General features: G+C 35.5%; 11 protein-coding genes. 1 reads left to right on the top strand and 10 read right to left on the bottom strand.

Annotated features, from left to right (window positions below):
• Positions 1 to 123: 123 nt before the first annotated feature.
• Genes NNH57_RS20675 through NNH57_RS20640 form a run of 8 tightly spaced genes read right to left on the bottom strand, consistent with a single transcriptional unit; the run spans position 124 to position 11946 of the window.
• Positions 124 to 1941: a cytochrome c oxidase subunit I gene (locus tag NNH57_RS20675; protein ID WP_108807923.1), complete on the bottom strand. Its 1818-nt coding sequence runs from the start codon at positions 1939 to 1941 to the stop codon at positions 124 to 126.
• Between the two features lie 43 nt (positions 1942 to 1984).
• Positions 1985 to 3058, bottom strand: coding sequence for a cytochrome c oxidase subunit II (locus NNH57_RS20670; protein WP_074409699.1), 1074 nt, complete (start codon positions 3056 to 3058; stop codon positions 1985 to 1987).
• 33 nt (positions 3059 to 3091) lie between these two features.
• The gene (locus NNH57_RS20665) at positions 3092 to 4423 is read right to left on the bottom strand and encodes a quinol:cytochrome C oxidoreductase (RefSeq protein ID WP_074409700.1); all 1332 of its coding nucleotides are present in this window, start codon (positions 4421 to 4423) and stop codon (positions 3092 to 3094) included.
• A 41-nt stretch (positions 4424 to 4464) separates the two neighbouring features.
• Positions 4465 to 5118, bottom strand: coding sequence for a c-type cytochrome (locus NNH57_RS20660; protein WP_074409701.1), 654 nt, complete (start codon positions 5116 to 5118; stop codon positions 4465 to 4467).
• Between the two features lie 5 nt (positions 5119 to 5123).
• Positions 5124 to 5663 carry a DUF3341 domain-containing protein gene (locus NNH57_RS20655; protein ID WP_074409749.1) on the bottom strand — a complete coding sequence of 180 codons (540 nt, stop codon included), beginning with the start codon at positions 5661 to 5663 and terminating at the stop codon, positions 5124 to 5126.
• Positions 5664 to 5667: 4 nt separating this feature from the next.
• Entirely contained in the window at positions 5668 to 7404 is a 1737-nt protein-coding gene (gene nrfD, locus NNH57_RS20650) for an NrfD/PsrC family molybdoenzyme membrane anchor subunit (protein ID WP_074409702.1), read from the bottom strand.
• Between the two features lie 34 nt (positions 7405 to 7438).
• A complete protein-coding gene (locus tag NNH57_RS20645; protein ID WP_108807924.1) occupies positions 7439 to 10564 on the bottom strand; it encodes a TAT-variant-translocated molybdopterin oxidoreductase in 3126 nt (1041 codons plus the stop codon).
• Between the two features lie 59 nt (positions 10565 to 10623).
• Complete coding sequence (locus NNH57_RS20640; RefSeq protein WP_108807925.1) at positions 10624 to 11946, bottom strand: c-type cytochrome; 1323 nt, start codon at positions 11944 to 11946, stop codon at positions 10624 to 10626.
• 222 nt (positions 11947 to 12168) lie between these two features.
• On the opposite strand from NNH57_RS20640, the gene NNH57_RS20635 reads away from it, so the two are divergent.
• Positions 12169 to 12633 (top strand): SPOR domain-containing protein, encoded by a 465-nt coding sequence (locus tag NNH57_RS20635; RefSeq protein WP_132065779.1) that lies wholly within the window; start codon positions 12169 to 12171, stop codon positions 12631 to 12633.
• A gap of 83 nt (positions 12634 to 12716) precedes the next feature.
• On the opposite strand, the gene infB is transcribed toward NNH57_RS20635, so the two are convergent.
• Positions 12717 to 15539 (bottom strand): translation initiation factor IF-2, encoded by a 2823-nt coding sequence (infB, locus tag NNH57_RS20630; protein WP_074409705.1) that lies wholly within the window; start codon positions 15537 to 15539, stop codon positions 12717 to 12719.
• A gap of 43 nt (positions 15540 to 15582) precedes the next feature.
• Complete coding sequence (gene nusA, locus NNH57_RS20625) at positions 15583 to 16815, bottom strand: transcription termination factor NusA (RefSeq protein WP_074409706.1); 1233 nt, start codon at positions 16813 to 16815, stop codon at positions 15583 to 15585.
• Positions 16816 to 16818 lie beyond the last annotated feature (3 nt).

Genomic DNA, 16818 nt, shown 5'->3' with positions numbered 1-16818 from the left:
TGTCATTAACAAATATAATAAAAAGAGTTCCCGATCAACTTCGAATACCAGTTAATTAATCAGAAAAGAAAAAGCCTTTTCATTAAAATGAAAAGGCTTTTTTTATATCTTATAAACATCAGATTAATGATGCATTTCTTCTTCTCCTTCTTGTAATGGAATAATCTGAGAGACAAAATCCTGCCCTGCAATTACATATTCTCCATTTTCATTTGTCTTACTATAGTCATAAGGCCATCTGTGTACATGAGGAATTTCTCCCGGCCAGTTACCATGCATATGTTCTACTGGAGTAGTCCATTCTAAAGTATTAGATTTCCATGGATTCTGAATTGCTTTCTTTCCGTAGAAAATAGAGCTAATAAAATTATACAAGAATACTAATTGCCCAACCGCTGCAAAAAGAGCAAAAATTGTAATCAACACATTAGTATCTGTTAAATCATCAAAATATGGGAAATTAGAGTTTGTATAATAACGTCTTGGTAATCCAGCCATCCCTACAAAGTGCATTGGGAAGAATACCCCATATGCTCCGATAGCGGTAATCCAAAAATGTACATATCCTAAGTTCTTATTCATCATCTTACCATACATCTTAGGGAACCAATGGTATACCCCTGCGAATAATCCATATAGTGCCGAAATACCCATCACCAGGTGAAAATGCGCTACTACAAAATAAGTATCATGAACATTAATATCTAATGTGCTATCTCCAAGAATAATTCCTGTAAGACCTCCTGTAATAAATGTTGATACTAATCCTATTGAGAATAACATTGCGGGATTAAATTGCAGGTTACCTTTCCATAGGGTGGTAATATAATTAAATGCTTTTACTGCTGAAGGGATAGCAATCAATAAGGTTGTAAATGTAAATACAGAACCTAAGAAAGGATTCATACCAGATACAAACATATGGTGACCCCAAACAATTGTAGATAAGAATGCAATTGCTAAAATAGAAGCTACCATCGCACGATATCCAAATATAGGCTTACGGGCATTTGTAGCTATAATCTCTGAGGTAATACCTAAAGCAGGTAGTAATACAATATATACTTCTGGGTGTCCTAAGAACCAGAATAAATGTTCAAAAAGAACTGGTGAACCACCTTGGTTATGCAATACTTCTCCTTGTATATAAATATCACTTAAATAGAAAGAAGTACCAAAACTTCTATCCATAATTAACAATAATGCCGCTGATAATAATACCGGAAACGAAACAATACCAATTATAGCCGTTACGAAGAATGCCCAGATTGTTAAAGGTAAACGTGTCATCGACATTCCTTTGGTTCGTAAGTTGATTACTGTTACTACATAATTCAAAGAACCAAGTAAAGAAGAAGCAATAAATATCGCCATAGAAACTAACCATAATGTCATCCCGGTTCCAGAACCTCCTATAGCTTGTGGTAATGCACTTAATGGAGGGTAAATTGTCCATCCTGCTGATGCTGGTCCTGCTTCTGCAAATAACGACAATACCATGATAACACTACTTAAAAAGAATAACCAGTATGATATCATATTTAAGAATCCAGAGGCCATATCACGAGCTCCAATCTGTAATGGAATAAGAAGGTTACTAAAGGTACCACTCAATCCTGCTGTTAATACAAAAAATACCATTATAGTACCGTGTATTGTTACCAAAGCCAGGTATATCCCCGGATCCATAACTCCATCCTCACCAAATTTACCTAATAAAATTTCATAAATGGTAAACTGGTGGTCTGGCCATGCCAATTGCATTCTAAATAATAAAGACATTGCAATACCAATAATACCCATAATCAAACCAGTAATCAAGTACTGCTTAGAGATCATCTTGTGATCTTGACTAAAAATATATTTGGTAATAAATGTTTCTTTATGATGTCCGTGATCGTCGTGATCGTGATCGTGGTTATCTCCTTGAGTTACTGACATAACGCTATTTCTTTTTAATATAATATATTAATTTTCTTCTTTCTTAGTTGCTTGCTTGGGCTGATAATTGCTCTCCAAAAGTAGGCTGTGTTTTTAACCATGCCTTATAATCTTCTTCAGATTCTACTATAATCTTCATTTGCATATTATAATGCGATACTCCACATATCTTATTACACAACAAATAGTATTCGAATGTATATTCTTCTAAAGCTTCATCTCCTGCAGCTACCAGTTTCTTACTTTTTTCTCTTCTGATTTTATTAATCGTAGTTACTTTCTCTACCATAAACTCACTGTTTCTCATTTCTTCAGAAGTAACAGTTGGTGTATAAGCAAACTCCGTAATCATACCTGGTACAACATTCATCTGCGCTCTAAAAAATGGCATGTATGCAGAATGTAATACATCCTGAGAGCGCATTTTAAAAATAACCTTTCTATTTACAGGTAAATGTAATTCGTTAGTAATTTTATCATCCTTTCCGTAGGTATCAGAAACATCTAGACCCAAGGTGTTGATTCCTTCTATATAACGAACATTTGCTTTACCTAATTCATTATCCTCACCAGAATATCGAGCACGCCAGTCGAATTGATACGCGTATAACTCAACAATTAATGGATCTCCATCTTCTTCATCAATATTCATGATATCGGTCCATGTAAACAATCCATATATAATTAATCCAGCAAGTACAATAACCGGTATAATGGTCCAGATAAATTCTAATTTATCATTATCAGCAAAGAATAATGCTTTATTTTCTTTTTTACCTCGATACTTATATGAAAAGAAATGTAACAATCCCTGTGTAAGGATCTGTACAATCATAATCAATACCATCGAGATCAACATTAATCTATCATAATCAACACCGTGTTCAGAAGCTGATTCTGGAAGGAAATATGAGTCATATTGTACAAAACAATATATGGTAAGCAGATAAAGAAATATTACAAATGCAAGCATAAGCTTACCTTGCAAATTATTGTCTTTGTCGTTTGCTACTTGAGAGTTATCTGTTTTAGCTTGAGACAATTTCAATATCTTTGACATTTGCCACAACGTGATTCCAAAAAGTGCTATAACTACTAAGGTTAAGAATACAGTCATTTTTATCTATCTTCTTTTTTTACAATTCAAATTTTAATAATGGAAATGTTTACTTTCCTCTATATAAGGGTTTCCTTTAGGTAATAATGGAGCTTTTGTTAATGCTCTAAAGACTACGAATAAAAATAGTCCTAAAAACAATGACACAGCACTTATTTCACTAATACCTATAAACCATGATTCGCCAACTGTTGCAGGCATTACCATGTTATAAACATCGATATAATGACCACAAAGAATAACAATACCTGCCATTACAACAAACCAGTTTACACGTTTAAAATCACTATTCATTAATACTAGTATTGGGAAAATAAAATTCATTACTAACATTCCAAAAAATGGAAGTTTATAATCCTCTATACGAGTAATAAAATAAGTCACCTCTTCTGGTATATTAGAATACCATATCAACATAAACTGAGAGAACCAAAGATATGTCCAGAAGATACTGATACCAAACATAAACTTAGCCAGGTCATGAATATGACTATTATTTACAAATTCTAAATATCCTTTAGATTTTAAGTAAATACTTATTAAAGCGATCGTAGTAATACCAGAAACAAATAAACTTGCAAATACATACCATCCAAATAAGGTACTGAACCAGTGTGGATCAAAACTCATAATCCAATCCCAAGATGCCATAGATTCTGTATAGATAAAAAATACTAAGAATCCTGCAGATATCTTAAAGCTCTTTTTATACCACTTATTCCCTTCTGTATCTTCATCCTGTTTTCTCGAATATTTAACAGCGAAATGACGATATAGTAACCATCCTCCTAAAAAGATAACAGCTCTGATAATGAACCCCCAACTATTTAACCAGCCAGATTTTCCTTGGATTAATGCATCATGAGCTACAACTTCTGGATCTGCCCATACAAATAAGTGATTAACATGGAATCCTGATAATGCCAAAATTACCAAAAGGATAATTCCTCCTGGCACCAAATATGCTGTTATCGCTTCCATTACTCTAAAAAGTACTGGAGACCACCCTGCTTGTGATGCAAATTGTATTGCATAAAATGCTAATACTCCTAGTGCTATCATAAAAAAGAAGAATGCTGCTACATATAATGAAGCCCAAGGCTTATTTTGTAATTGGTGTAATACATGTTCATAGTGTGCATCTCCTCCATGAGCATCTTCTTCTCCGTGTCCTTGATTACCATGACTGCTCTCTGCTACTTGTGATTCACCATGACCACCTCCATGAGCGTCGTGCGCTGCCATCATTTCTTTTACCTCTTCTACAGATCCAGGTCTTTGTCCAAATCCAATAATAAGACCTACAAGACCTACAACCATAAGGATGATAGAAAATAATCTTAATCTATTTGATAGCGTATACATATCTTTATAATATCGTTATTCTTAACTTTTTTACTAGTGCACTAGTGTGCGTTACTATGATCTTCTGTTGATTCATGCTGTTCTTCTACTTTTGTCTCTACAACAGCAGGAATAGCATCTGTATCTATTCGAGGGGTTTTCCCTTCGAGGTCAGCCTTTAATTTTTGTACATATTGAACAATCTGCCAACGTTCATGCTCATTAGTTTGTGATGCATACGATCCCATAGAGTTGATTCCGTAATACATTACATGATAAATACTTCCTTCTGTAATTGCTCTACCGATATCATCATAACTTGGAACTCCTAAAATCTTTTCTCTTTGTACCAAAGGTCCTTTTCCATCTCCTTTTCCTCCATGACAAATTGCACAATAGATATCATACAATTCTTTTCCGGCATCTTCATTTTCTTTTGTATATCGGATTGGATTCTTTAAAGTGTCTTTAGCAAGTAAATAACCTTCTTGTGAATTCTCAAAATCATATGGCATCCATCCTCTTGGTATTGAGCCTTCGGCAGGTAACATGGCTTCCTGACCGTCAGGAAAAATACCGTAGTCACCATAAGTTTCATAACTTATAGGTTCATACATATTAGGCATAAATTGATAATTAGGCTTTGAATCTTTTTTACAAGAAACAACGCAAATCATCACTACTGCCGCTGCTAATATTTTTATAGTATTCTTCATTATTACTAATGGTTATCTTCTTCCTTATCTATTACTTTAATTTCTACTGCTCCGGTATCACCCAAAAAGCTAGCAAGTTGATCAACATCGTGATTTCCTGCATCTACTTCCATTAAGAAATGATCATCTGTAGTTCTTACATCAGGATTTTCGGCTTTTTTAAATGGCCATAGCTTACTTCTCATATAAAAAGTAATCACCATTAAATGGGCTGCAAAGAACACGGTAAGCTCAAACATGATCGGAACAAATGCTGGCATATTTTCGATATAGCTAAAACTAGGCTTACCGCCTATATCTTGAGGCCAATCTTCGATCATGATATAATTCATCATCAAAATTGCAACTGTTAGTCCAACACAACCATACATAAAGGATGTAATTGCTAATCGTGTATGAGGTAACCCCATCGCTTTATCTAGTCCATGAACCGGAAAAGGCGTATATACCTCTTCGATATGATAATGCTCTGCACGAACTTTCTTGACAGCATCCATCAGGATATCGTCGTCTATATATAATGCATGTATAACTTTTGATGCCATACTTCTAGTTATTTTTAAGTTTTTCTGCCTGACCAGCCCAATCATCGCGTTGTGCTCTACCAGGGAAAGATCCAGTGATATTATCTAATAAATCGTATTCAGTTTCAGTCATTTTACTTACTTGATCAAAAGTAAATATTCCGATCTCATTAAGTTTCTTTTCCATTACTGGCCCGATACCGTTAACTTTTTTAAGATCATCAGCAGTTTGTGTTGATGGATCAAATGTCCCCAGGTTCCCCAATAGACTATTGATATCTTCTTCACTTACTTCTACTTTGGTTTCAGTCTTTTTCTTTGCGGATTTTTCTTTCACCACTTCTGCTTTACCTTTAGGCAACTCATCTCTGTGATCTTTTCCGGCTTCTCTTAGTTTTTTATATTTTTCTCCAGAAGATTTCAGAATTGATTTTACTTCTGCCTGTGCTATTACAGGGAACGTACGAGAGTATAATAAGAATAAGACAAAGAAGAATCCAATTGTTCCTATAAATATTCCTATATCTACAAAGGTAGGAGAGAACATTGTCCATGATGATGGTAAATAATCTCTATGAAGTGATGTTACAATGATCACAAAACGTTCAAACCACATCCCTATGTTTACTACAATAGAGATAAAGAAAGAGAACATTATACTTCTTCTTAATTTTGGGAACCACATAAACTGAGGTGAGAACACGTTACATGTCATCATCGCCCAATATGCCCACCAATACGGCCCTGTTGCTCTGTTAAGGAACGCATATTGTTCGTATTCAACTCCAGAATACCAAGCTACAAATAGCTCTGTTATATAGGCAACACCAACAATAGAACCAGTAATCATGATGACAATATTCATCAATTCTATATGTAAAATGGTGATATAGTTTTCTAGGTTTGATACTTTTCTCATTATAATAAGCAGTGTATTCACCATAGCGAATCCAGAGAAAACCGCTCCAGCCACAAAATATGGTGGAAATATCGTGGTATGCCATCCTGGGATTACCGAAGTAGCAAAATCAAATGATACAATGGTATGTACAGAAAGTACTAATGGTGTAGCTAAACCTGCAAGTACTAAAGATACCTCTTCAAAACGTTGCCAGTCTTTTGCTCTTCCACTCCATCCAAAAGATAGAAGTCCATATATTTTTTTTGTAAACGGAGTTATCGCTCGGTCTCTAATCATTGCAAAATCTGGTAGCAATCCGGTCCACCAAAATACCAGTGATACAGAAAGATATGTAGAGATTGCAAATACATCCCATAGTAATGGCGAGTTAAAATTCACCCATAGTGATCCAAACTGGTTTGGTATTGGTAATACCCAATATGCCAACCAAGGACGTCCCATGTGAATAATCGGGAATAATCCTGCTTGAATAACGGCAAAAATCGTCATCGCTTCTGCAGAACGGTTAATTGCCATTCTCCATTTCTGACGAAATAACAGTAGTACTGCTGAAATCAAGGTTCCGGCGTGACCAATACCTACCCACCAAACAAAGTTGGTGATATCCCAGGCCCATCCTACTGTTTTGTTTAATCCCCAGGTTCCTATCCCTGTAGATATTGTGTAAATAATACACCCTATCCCCCAAAGGAAAGCAATAAGTGAAATAGAAAAGACAATCCACCAAGATTTATTTGCTTTTCCTTCTACCGCTGCTGCTACATCCAAAGTTACATCATGGTATGTTTTATCACCGGTTACTAAAGGTTTTCTTATAGGTGCTTCGTAATGAGACATAATCCTTTATAATTGAATTGATTCTTTAATTAGTTAATTAAGCTTCCGTAGTATTTCTTACTTTGGTATGGTACATAACGTTAGGCTTAGTCCCAACATGCTCTAGTAAGTGATACATACGATCATCCTCTTTAAGTTTAGCTACTTCACTATCTTTATCATTGACATCACCAAATACCATAGCACCTGATGAACAAGCAGCAGAACAAGCTGTTTGGAATTCTCCATCCTTAACTTCTCTACCATCTCGTTTTGCATCCAAAATAGTTTTTTGCGTCATTTGAATACACATAGAACATTTTTCCATAACCCCTCTAGAACGTACAGTAACATCAGGATTAAGTACCATTCTACCTAAATCATTATTCATGTGATAATCAAACTCATCATTGTTGTTATACAAGAACCAGTTAAACCTACGTACTTTATACGGACAGTTGTTAGCACAGTATCTTGTACCCACACAACGGTTATATGCCATATGGTTTTGTCCTTGTCTACCATGTGATGTAGCAGCAACAGGACACACAGTCTCACATGGAGCATGGTTACAGTGCTGACACATTACTGGTTGGAACACTACCTGAGGATTATCTGATGGACTTTCCATTTCACCAAACTCTGATAAGGAACTTCCTAAACCTGCTATTGCATCTTTCTTATTGTTATCTCCTTCAAAACTATCTTGAGAAGAATAGTAACGATCAATACGTAACCAGTGCATATCACGAGATCTACGTATTTCTGACTTACCTACAACAGGTACATTATTCTCTGCATGACATGCAATCACACAGGCACCACATCCTGTACAAGCATTTAAATCTATTGAAAGATTAAAATGATGTCCTACAGAACGATCAAATTCATCCCAAAGATCAACTTCTGGAGAAGTAACTTCATATTCTATATGATTTTTACTCACTTCAGGAATTGCGTTCCAATCGTGTTTATCTTTTGTATTGAATATTTCGAGAGTCGTTTCTTTTACAATATCGCCACGACCCATTAATGTATTATGTAATTGCACACAAGCAAACTCATGTACTCCTTCTGCAGCCGTAATTGAAACGTTTTGTACTGTATTAAGATTTTGATATAAAGGGTAGGCATTTATTCCTACTATCATATCTTTTTTAAGTCCTTTAGACTTACCATACCCTAAAGCCAATCCAACAGAACCTTTGGCTTGTCCTGGTTGAATAATTACCGGAACAACAACTTCAGCTTCTCCTACCGTTACTTTTGCATAGCTCCCATTTAAGGCTCCATTTGCAACATTTTCGTTGGTTAATCCTAGCTCGGCAGCATCTGCTCTAGAAACTGTTAAGTAATTATCCCAAGATGCTCTGGTAATAGGATCAGGCATTTCTTGTAGCCAAGGGTTATTAGCCTGTTGGCCATCTCCTAATGCTATTTTTGTATATAATGTAAGTTCTATTCCATTTGATTTCGAAACAGAAAGTCTTCTCGATGCAGCACCAACATCTGGTCCTGCCGAAGTTGGCACTGGAGCAGCTTCTATATCAGCCACATCTCCTTCTGGTGCTTCAAGTGCATCTACTAATTCTTGTTTTGGAAGTGCTGGTTTTACCAATACACCATCATGAAGAGCTTGATTCCAGGAAGTACCTCCAAGAATACCCGTCCACGCACTTTTTATATAATCATGGTAGGTAGATGAATTACCAGTCCATTTTAATAATGTTTCCTGAAGCTGTCTTGTATCAAATAATGGTCGAATAGTTGGTTGTATTAAGCTGTAACTTCCTTTTTTCAACTCAACGTCTCCCCAAGATTCTAAATAATGAGGTGTTGTTGCAATATAGTTACATAACTCAGCCGTAGCATCATCATGCATACTAAATGCTACAGATATATCTACTTTTTCAAGACCACTTTTAAATTCATTTGCGTTTGGCAATGAATACATTGGATTAACACCGGCAATTAATAAACCACCAACGCGTCCTGCATTCATATCTTTTACCAATTGAGCAACTGCTTTAGCATCTCCTTGACGTATTGTACGTGGAGTATTTTTACTAAAAGCTTTACTTTGGATTGCTTTATTAATTTCTAAAACTACCAATTGTGCATCAACATCCTGAATCCCTGTAACTACTACAGCATTGCTTCCTGCTTTTTGAATCTGCTTAGCAGCTTTAACTACTTCTGCATCCAGTTTAGAATCTAAAGCTCCTTTAGAACCAGATCCCGTTACATATTTGTATAGTGCAGCAAGCACTTGTTTTTGTTGTGAAGGAGTAGCTTGTATTCTTCTATCTGCATTAGCTCCTGTTAAAGACATATTTGCCTCAAAGTGGGTATGCTTAGACATTTTTCCATTTTTCGGAATACGTCCTTTAGCATAACCGCTATCATATCCTCCTCCTTGCCAATCTCCTAAAAAGTCAGCACCAATACTTACTACCGTATTTGCCTTAGAAAAATCATAATCTGCAAGAGCTCTTTCTCCATACATCATTTGATATGCATCCAAAGCCTCACTATTAGAAATAGCATCGTATACTACGTGTTTAACGTTTTGATATTTTGCTTTAAATTCTGAAATCAATTTTGAAGTAGATGGACTGGCATATGTTTGAGTTAATAAAACAATTTGCTTACTTCCAAGACTATTTAACTTAGCGCCTACTTCTTTATCAAGCTCATCCCAACTAATATTTTCTGTCCCTTTTTTAGGTCCTTGAAGACGAGAACTATCATATAATGATAATACTGAAGCGTGAACTCTAGCATTTGCATCACCATTAGATGTTGCAAGATTATTATTTTCTACTTTAATAGGTCGACCTTCTCTGGTTTTTATTAAAACACTAGCAAAATCATACCCATCTGCTATTGTAGTAGCATAATAGTTAGCAACTCCAGGCACTATTCTATCTGGCTGAACTATATAAGGTATTGATTTTTTAACAGGACCTTCACATGCTGCTAATGAAGCAGCAGCTGTACTAAAACCTACATATTTAAGAAAATCACGACGAGAAGTCGATGAATTTTCTAATGATGACTTATCACCTAAAAACTCATCCGTAGGAATCTCCTTAACGAATTCGTTTTGTTGTAGCGTCTCAACAATAGAGCTATTTTCGTTTAGCTCTTCAACACTTTTCCAGTATTTCTTGTTTGATGACATATATAATTGATATTAGCTTCTTACTATTCTTCCGTTTACGAAAAACAATTGTTTTATTATTAATAATGACATTTACCACATTCCAGACCACCCATTTGAGCAGCTGTCAATTGATCAACACCATATTTTTTAGAAAGTTCTTTATGAATTTTCTCATAATACTTATTATCAGCAACTTTTACATTGGTCTCTCTATGACAATTAATACACCACCCCATAGTAAGTGGAGCATGCTGATACATAATTTCCATTTCCTCTACCGGACCGTGACATGTCTGGCATTCTACTCCTGCAACACTTACGTGCTGAGAGTGATTAAAGTATGCAAAATCAGGAAGATTATGAATACGAACCCATTTTACTGGCTTAGTATCACCAGTATACGCTTGTGTATCTGTATCCCAACCTACTGCTTTGTATAATTTTTGAATCTCACCATCATAGAATTCTTTAGAGTATTCTTCTGTTGCAGTAGCATCAGCTACCTCACTAATAGACTTATGACAGTTCATACAAACATTAAGCGAAGGAATTCCCGATGTTTTACTAACTCTTGCAGAAGAGTGACAATATTTACATTCTATCTTATTATCACCGGCATGAATTTTATGAGAATAGTGTATTGGTTGAACAGGTTGATACCCTTGGTCAACCCCAATTTGCATAAAGTATCCATATACAAAGTAACCACTCGCAAGCAACAAGAAAATAGCAGTAACCATAACCAAGAATTGGTTTTGAATAAATGCTTTCCAGATTGGAGTTCTTTCTTCTGCTTGTGGCAACTCTACATTATTAGCTTCTGCAAAGCTTCTTAATGTTTTATTAACAAGGAATAAAACCACAACCAGCATCAAAAACACCAATGCTAATATTGCTAAAATTACATTAGAAGAAACTCCAGAGTTTCCACCACCTCCAGAAGCAGTATCGTTGCCCGGAGCAAGTGCAGGCGGATCAGCCTTAGGCACCATTACATAGGCCAAAATATTATCAATATCACCATCTGTTAACTGCGGAAAAGCATTCATTGCAGTCTTATTATATTCTTCAAAAACAGCAACAGCTTGAGCATCACCAGAAGCGACCATAGCTGCACTATTTTTTACCCATGAATACAACCATGCTCTGTCATACTTATCAGTTGCTCCAAAAAGAGCAGGACCAACTGATTTTTTATAACGCTTATGACAAGCCGCACAAAGTGATTTAAACAACTCTTCTCCCTTAGCTACATCTCCTCCAGACGAAGCTTCAGTTACAGCAGCGTTATCAACAGCCGCTTCATCCTGCCCAAAGACAGGGTTAAAAAAAGTAAATAAAAAAACAGTTCCTAGGATTAGGATTTTAGAGGCTGAATTTCGGTGTTTCACCTGTTTCATATTATCAAGTAGAATTATCGTCTTAATTTTGGTATGGTTTTTTCATTAATATCTTAAAAAAGATATAAAACCGGCACTTTTAATTCGACGACAAAAGTACTATAATTAGTCGATTTTGGAAATGTTAGAGAACCGTTAACTGTTAATTTATAACAATTCTAAATAATATTTTTTAATGATTTTGAGTTATTAAACTTTACCTTTGCATCAAATCAATTTGTAATGAGAATGTTAAACACCACAAACCATATTTTTCTGTTTGGTTTTTACCTTATAATTACCAGCACTTTAACCGCTCAGGAGACCACAAATATCACTCCTGGAGCTCCAAATCAGCCCGATTTTGTGCCTGTAAACATATTACCTCAACCAGAAGCGTCTGTAACTATCAATCAAGATCCACGAATAAAAATGCTTCTTGATATAAAATCTAAAATGGAAAAAGATGGAGAATTTAGTGATCGCTACAAGATTCAGTTATACTATGGTAATTTAAATAAGGCAAATGAAATAATAAGAGCTTCAAAAGAAGCTTTTCCGAAATGGAGTTCATCGATCCAATGGGAAACACCTAATTATAAAGTATGGATGGGAAACTATCGCACAAGGCTTGAAGCTGACAGAGCATTAAAAGAGGTACACACCAAATTCCCTAATGCATTTATATTTAGACCAGAAAAAAAATAAAGACTCTTCTTTCTTATTCATAAATAATAAAACCCGATGTTTTCACATCGGGTTTTATTATTCACTAAATTTTATTCTAGATATTATAGTTTCTTCTTTACAGCTACTTCTTGATAAGCCTCTACTATATCACCTTCTTTAATATCATTATAGTTTTTAATTTGCAGACCACAGTCATATCCTTTTGCTACTTCTTTTACATCATCTTTAAATCTTTTTAAAGAAGCAAACTCACCAGTATATACTACAACACCTTCTCGAATCAGGCGTACACCAGAATTTCTAAAAAGTTTACCTGTAAGAACCATACATCCAGCAATTGTGCCAACTTTAGAGATCTTAAATGTTTCTCTAATTTCTGCAGTTCCTGTAACTTCTTCCTTCATTACCGGAGAAAGCATTCCTTCCATCGCATCTTTAAGATCATTAATCGCATCATAGATAATCGAATATGTTCTGATATCAATTTCTTCTTTATCTGCAACCTGTCTGGCATTACCAGCTGGTCTAACATTAAATCCAATAATAATAGCATCAGATGCAGATGCAAGCAATACATCACTTTCGGTAATTGCTCCTACTGCTTTATGAATGATATTTACATGAATTTCTTCTGTAGATAATTTCTGGAACGAATCTGTTAATGCCTCTACAGAACCATCAACATCTCCTTTAAGAATAATATTAAGTTCTTTAAAGTCTCCTAATGCAATTCGACGCCCGATCTCATCTAGTGTAATATGTCGTTGTGTACGTACAGATTGCTCTCTATGTAATTGTGCTCGTTTTGAAGCAATATCCTTAGCCTCTCGCTCATCTTCTAACACACTAAACTTATCCCCTGCTTGTGGAGCACCATCTAATCCAAGAATTGAAACCGGTGTAGAAGGTCCTGCTTCTTTTACGCTATTTCCTCGTTCATCCTGCATCGCCTTAATCTTACCGCTATTTTTACCTGCAAGAACATAATCTCCTATTTTAAGCGTACCTGTTTGTACTAAAATAGTAGACACATAACCACGCCCTTTATCTAAAAATGCTTCGACAACTGTACCCGACGCTAATCGATCTGGATTTGCTTTAAGTTCTAGTATCTCTGCTTCAAGAAGTACTTTTTCAAGTAATTCTTTAACTCCTAATCCAGTTTTAGCAGAAATATCATGGGATTGGATTTTTCCTCCCCAATCTTCTACTAATAAATTCATAGAAGCTAGTTTTTCTTTTATCTTTTCAGGATTTGCTTCTTGTCTATCTACCTTATTAATAGCAAACACAATAGGAACTCCTGCTGCCTGAGCATGACTAATCGCTTCTTTGGTCTGTGGCATCACATCATCATCTGCTGCAATTACAATAATAGCTAAATCTGTTACTTGCGCACCACGTGCACGCATTGCTGTAAATGCTTCGTGACCAGGTGTATCTAAAAATGCTATTTTCTGCCCATTTTCTAACTGCACTCCATAAGCTCCGATATGCTGGGTAATCCCACCACTCTCGCCAGCTATTACATTTTCTTCTCGAATATAATCAAGTAGAGATGTTTTACCATGATCAACATGCCCCATCACAGTTACAATTGGTGCTCTTTCTTCTAAATCCTCGGGAGCATCTACAATTTCTTCTATAGACTCCTCGATATCTGCGGTTACAAAATTAACCTCATAACCAAATTCATCTGCTACAATAGAAAGAGTCTCTGCATCTAAACGCTGATTCATTGTCACCATTATTCCTAATGACATACAAGCTGAAATAATATCTGTGGTTGGCACATTCATCATCGTAGCAACCTCAGAAGCCGTAACAAATTCTGTTACCTTAAGTACTTTACTTTCTTGTTCTTGTTGTGCTACATCATCTTCTGCTTTCTGACGGTGCTGATCCCTCTTATCTCTACGATACTTAGCCGCTTTTGACTTATTAGATTTTCCTTGTAATTTTTCAAGAGTTTCTCGTACTTGTTTTTGTACTTCTTCTTCACTTGGCTCTTCTTTTACAATAGCAGGTCGTTTACCTTTTGCCGGTCCTCTTCCTCTATTTCCACCTCGGTTACCACCGCCAGACTGACCTCCTGGTCTACCACCGCCAGATCCTTGAGAACCACCTCCTTCTTTACTAATTCTTCGTCGGCGTTTTTTTGCTGCATCACCTGCATTCGAAGATTTCTTATCAGATTTATCTTCTTTCTTTTTAGCTGGTTTTTTAAATTGAGTTAAATCAATTTTCTGACCTGTAAAATTAGGGCCATCTAATTTCTTATATTGAGTTTTAACCTTTTCTGGTTCTACAGAAACCTCAGATTCTACTTCTGACTTCTGGGCTTCAGGTTTGTCTTTACTCACAACAGGCTCTACAGGTTTATCTTCTTTTATTTCTTTTGGCGCTTGTCGCGTTATTTTAATTCCTTTTTTCTGAGGCCTATTTGAAACTACCTCTGGAGTTTTGCTTTTTGCCTCTTCCTTTTCTTTTACCTCTTCTTTTACCTTCTCTACCTTAGGAGCTTCAACTGCTTTTTCCTCGGGTTTTGCAGTATTATCTTCTTGCTTTTCTCCTTCCAGTTCAATCTTACCCACTTGTTTAGGTCCACTTAATTGAGCTTTGGCTTTTACAACTTCTCGAGCTTCTGCACGCTTACGCTTTTCTTCCTGTTCATTTTCGATCTGCACTCGCAACGCTTCTTTCTCTTTCTTCTTTTCTTCTCCGACTTCCTTTGAAGCTACTTTTTTACTCTTATCCGTTTGAAATTCATCAAACAAGAGCTGATAAATCTCCGAAGAAATTTTCGTAGTAGGACGCGCATCTATCTCATGACCTTTTGAGTTCAAAAAGTCAACAGCCCGATCTAGCGAGATATTGAATTCGCGTAATACTTTATTTAGTCTCATTGTTCCTGCTTCAGCCATAAATGCCTTTTATTTAATGCTCAAATATAATTAATTGTGATTATTAATCTTCAAATTCAGATTTTAATATTCTAATCACTTCGCTTACTGTCTCTTCTTCAAGGTCAGTTCGCTTTACTAAATCACTAATATCCTGTTCTAAAATACTCTTTGCTGTATCCAAACCAATTTTAGAAAATTCTTCAATAATCCACGAGTCGATTTCATCAGAAAACTCTGTAAGCTCTACATCTTCTTCTACTCCTTCTCTAAATACATCTATCTCATAACCTGTTAGCTGCCCTGCCAATCTAATATTATGACCTCCTCGACCAATAGCTTTAGAAACTTCTTCTGGTCTTAGCATTACTTCTGCTCGACTGGTCTCTTCGTTAATCTTTATAGAAGTTACTTTTGCAGGACTTAACGCTCTGGTAATAAATAATTGCAAATTATTTGTATAATTAATAACATCAATATTTTCATTACCTAATTCTCTTACGATACCATGTATACGAGAACCTTTCATACCAACACATGCTCCTACAGGATCAATTCTATCATCATACGAATCTACAGCAACTTTTGCTTTTTCTCCAGGAATTCTAACTACTTTTTTAACTGTAATTAATCCATCAAATACTTCTGGTATTTCTGATTCGAACAATTTCTCTAAAAACAGAGGCGATGTTCTAGACATAACAATAGATGGCTTATTACCTTTAAGCTCTACAGATTCGATTACTCCTCGTACATTTTCTCCTTTTCTGAAAAAATCAGAAGGTATTTGTCTATCCTTAGGCAATATAATCTCATTACCTTCGTCATCCAACATTATAATCGCTCTATGACGAATATGATGAACTTCTGCAGTATAAATCTCTCCTTCTAATTCTTTAAACTGTTTATAAATATTAGTATTGTCGTGTTCATGGATTTTAGAAATCAAATTCTGGCGTAATGCTAATATAGAACGTCTTCCTAAATCTATAAGCTTAACTTCTTCTGATACATCTTCTCCTACCTCGAAATCAGGCTCTATTTTTTGTGCTTCAGTTAGTGATATTTCTTGATTACCATCTTCAACTTCTCCATCTCCTACTACAATACGGTTTCTCCAAATTTCTAAATCTCCCTTATCAGGATTTATAATGATATCGAAATTGTCATCACTACCAAACTTCTTCTTTAGAGCATTCCTAAATACATCTTCTAAGATCGACATTAAAGTAACACGATCTATAAACTTATCATCCTTGAATTCTGAAAATGATTCTATTAATGCGATATTTTCCATATC

Origin of the sequence: Aquimarina spinulae, assembly GCF_943373825.1 — a bacterium.
In the GTDB taxonomy this organism is placed as follows: Bacteria; Bacteroidota; Bacteroidia; order Flavobacteriales; family Flavobacteriaceae; genus Aquimarina; species Aquimarina spinulae.
The sequence above is the reverse complement of the archived record's forward strand: the minus strand, read 5'-3'. Positions and strand labels throughout refer to the sequence as shown.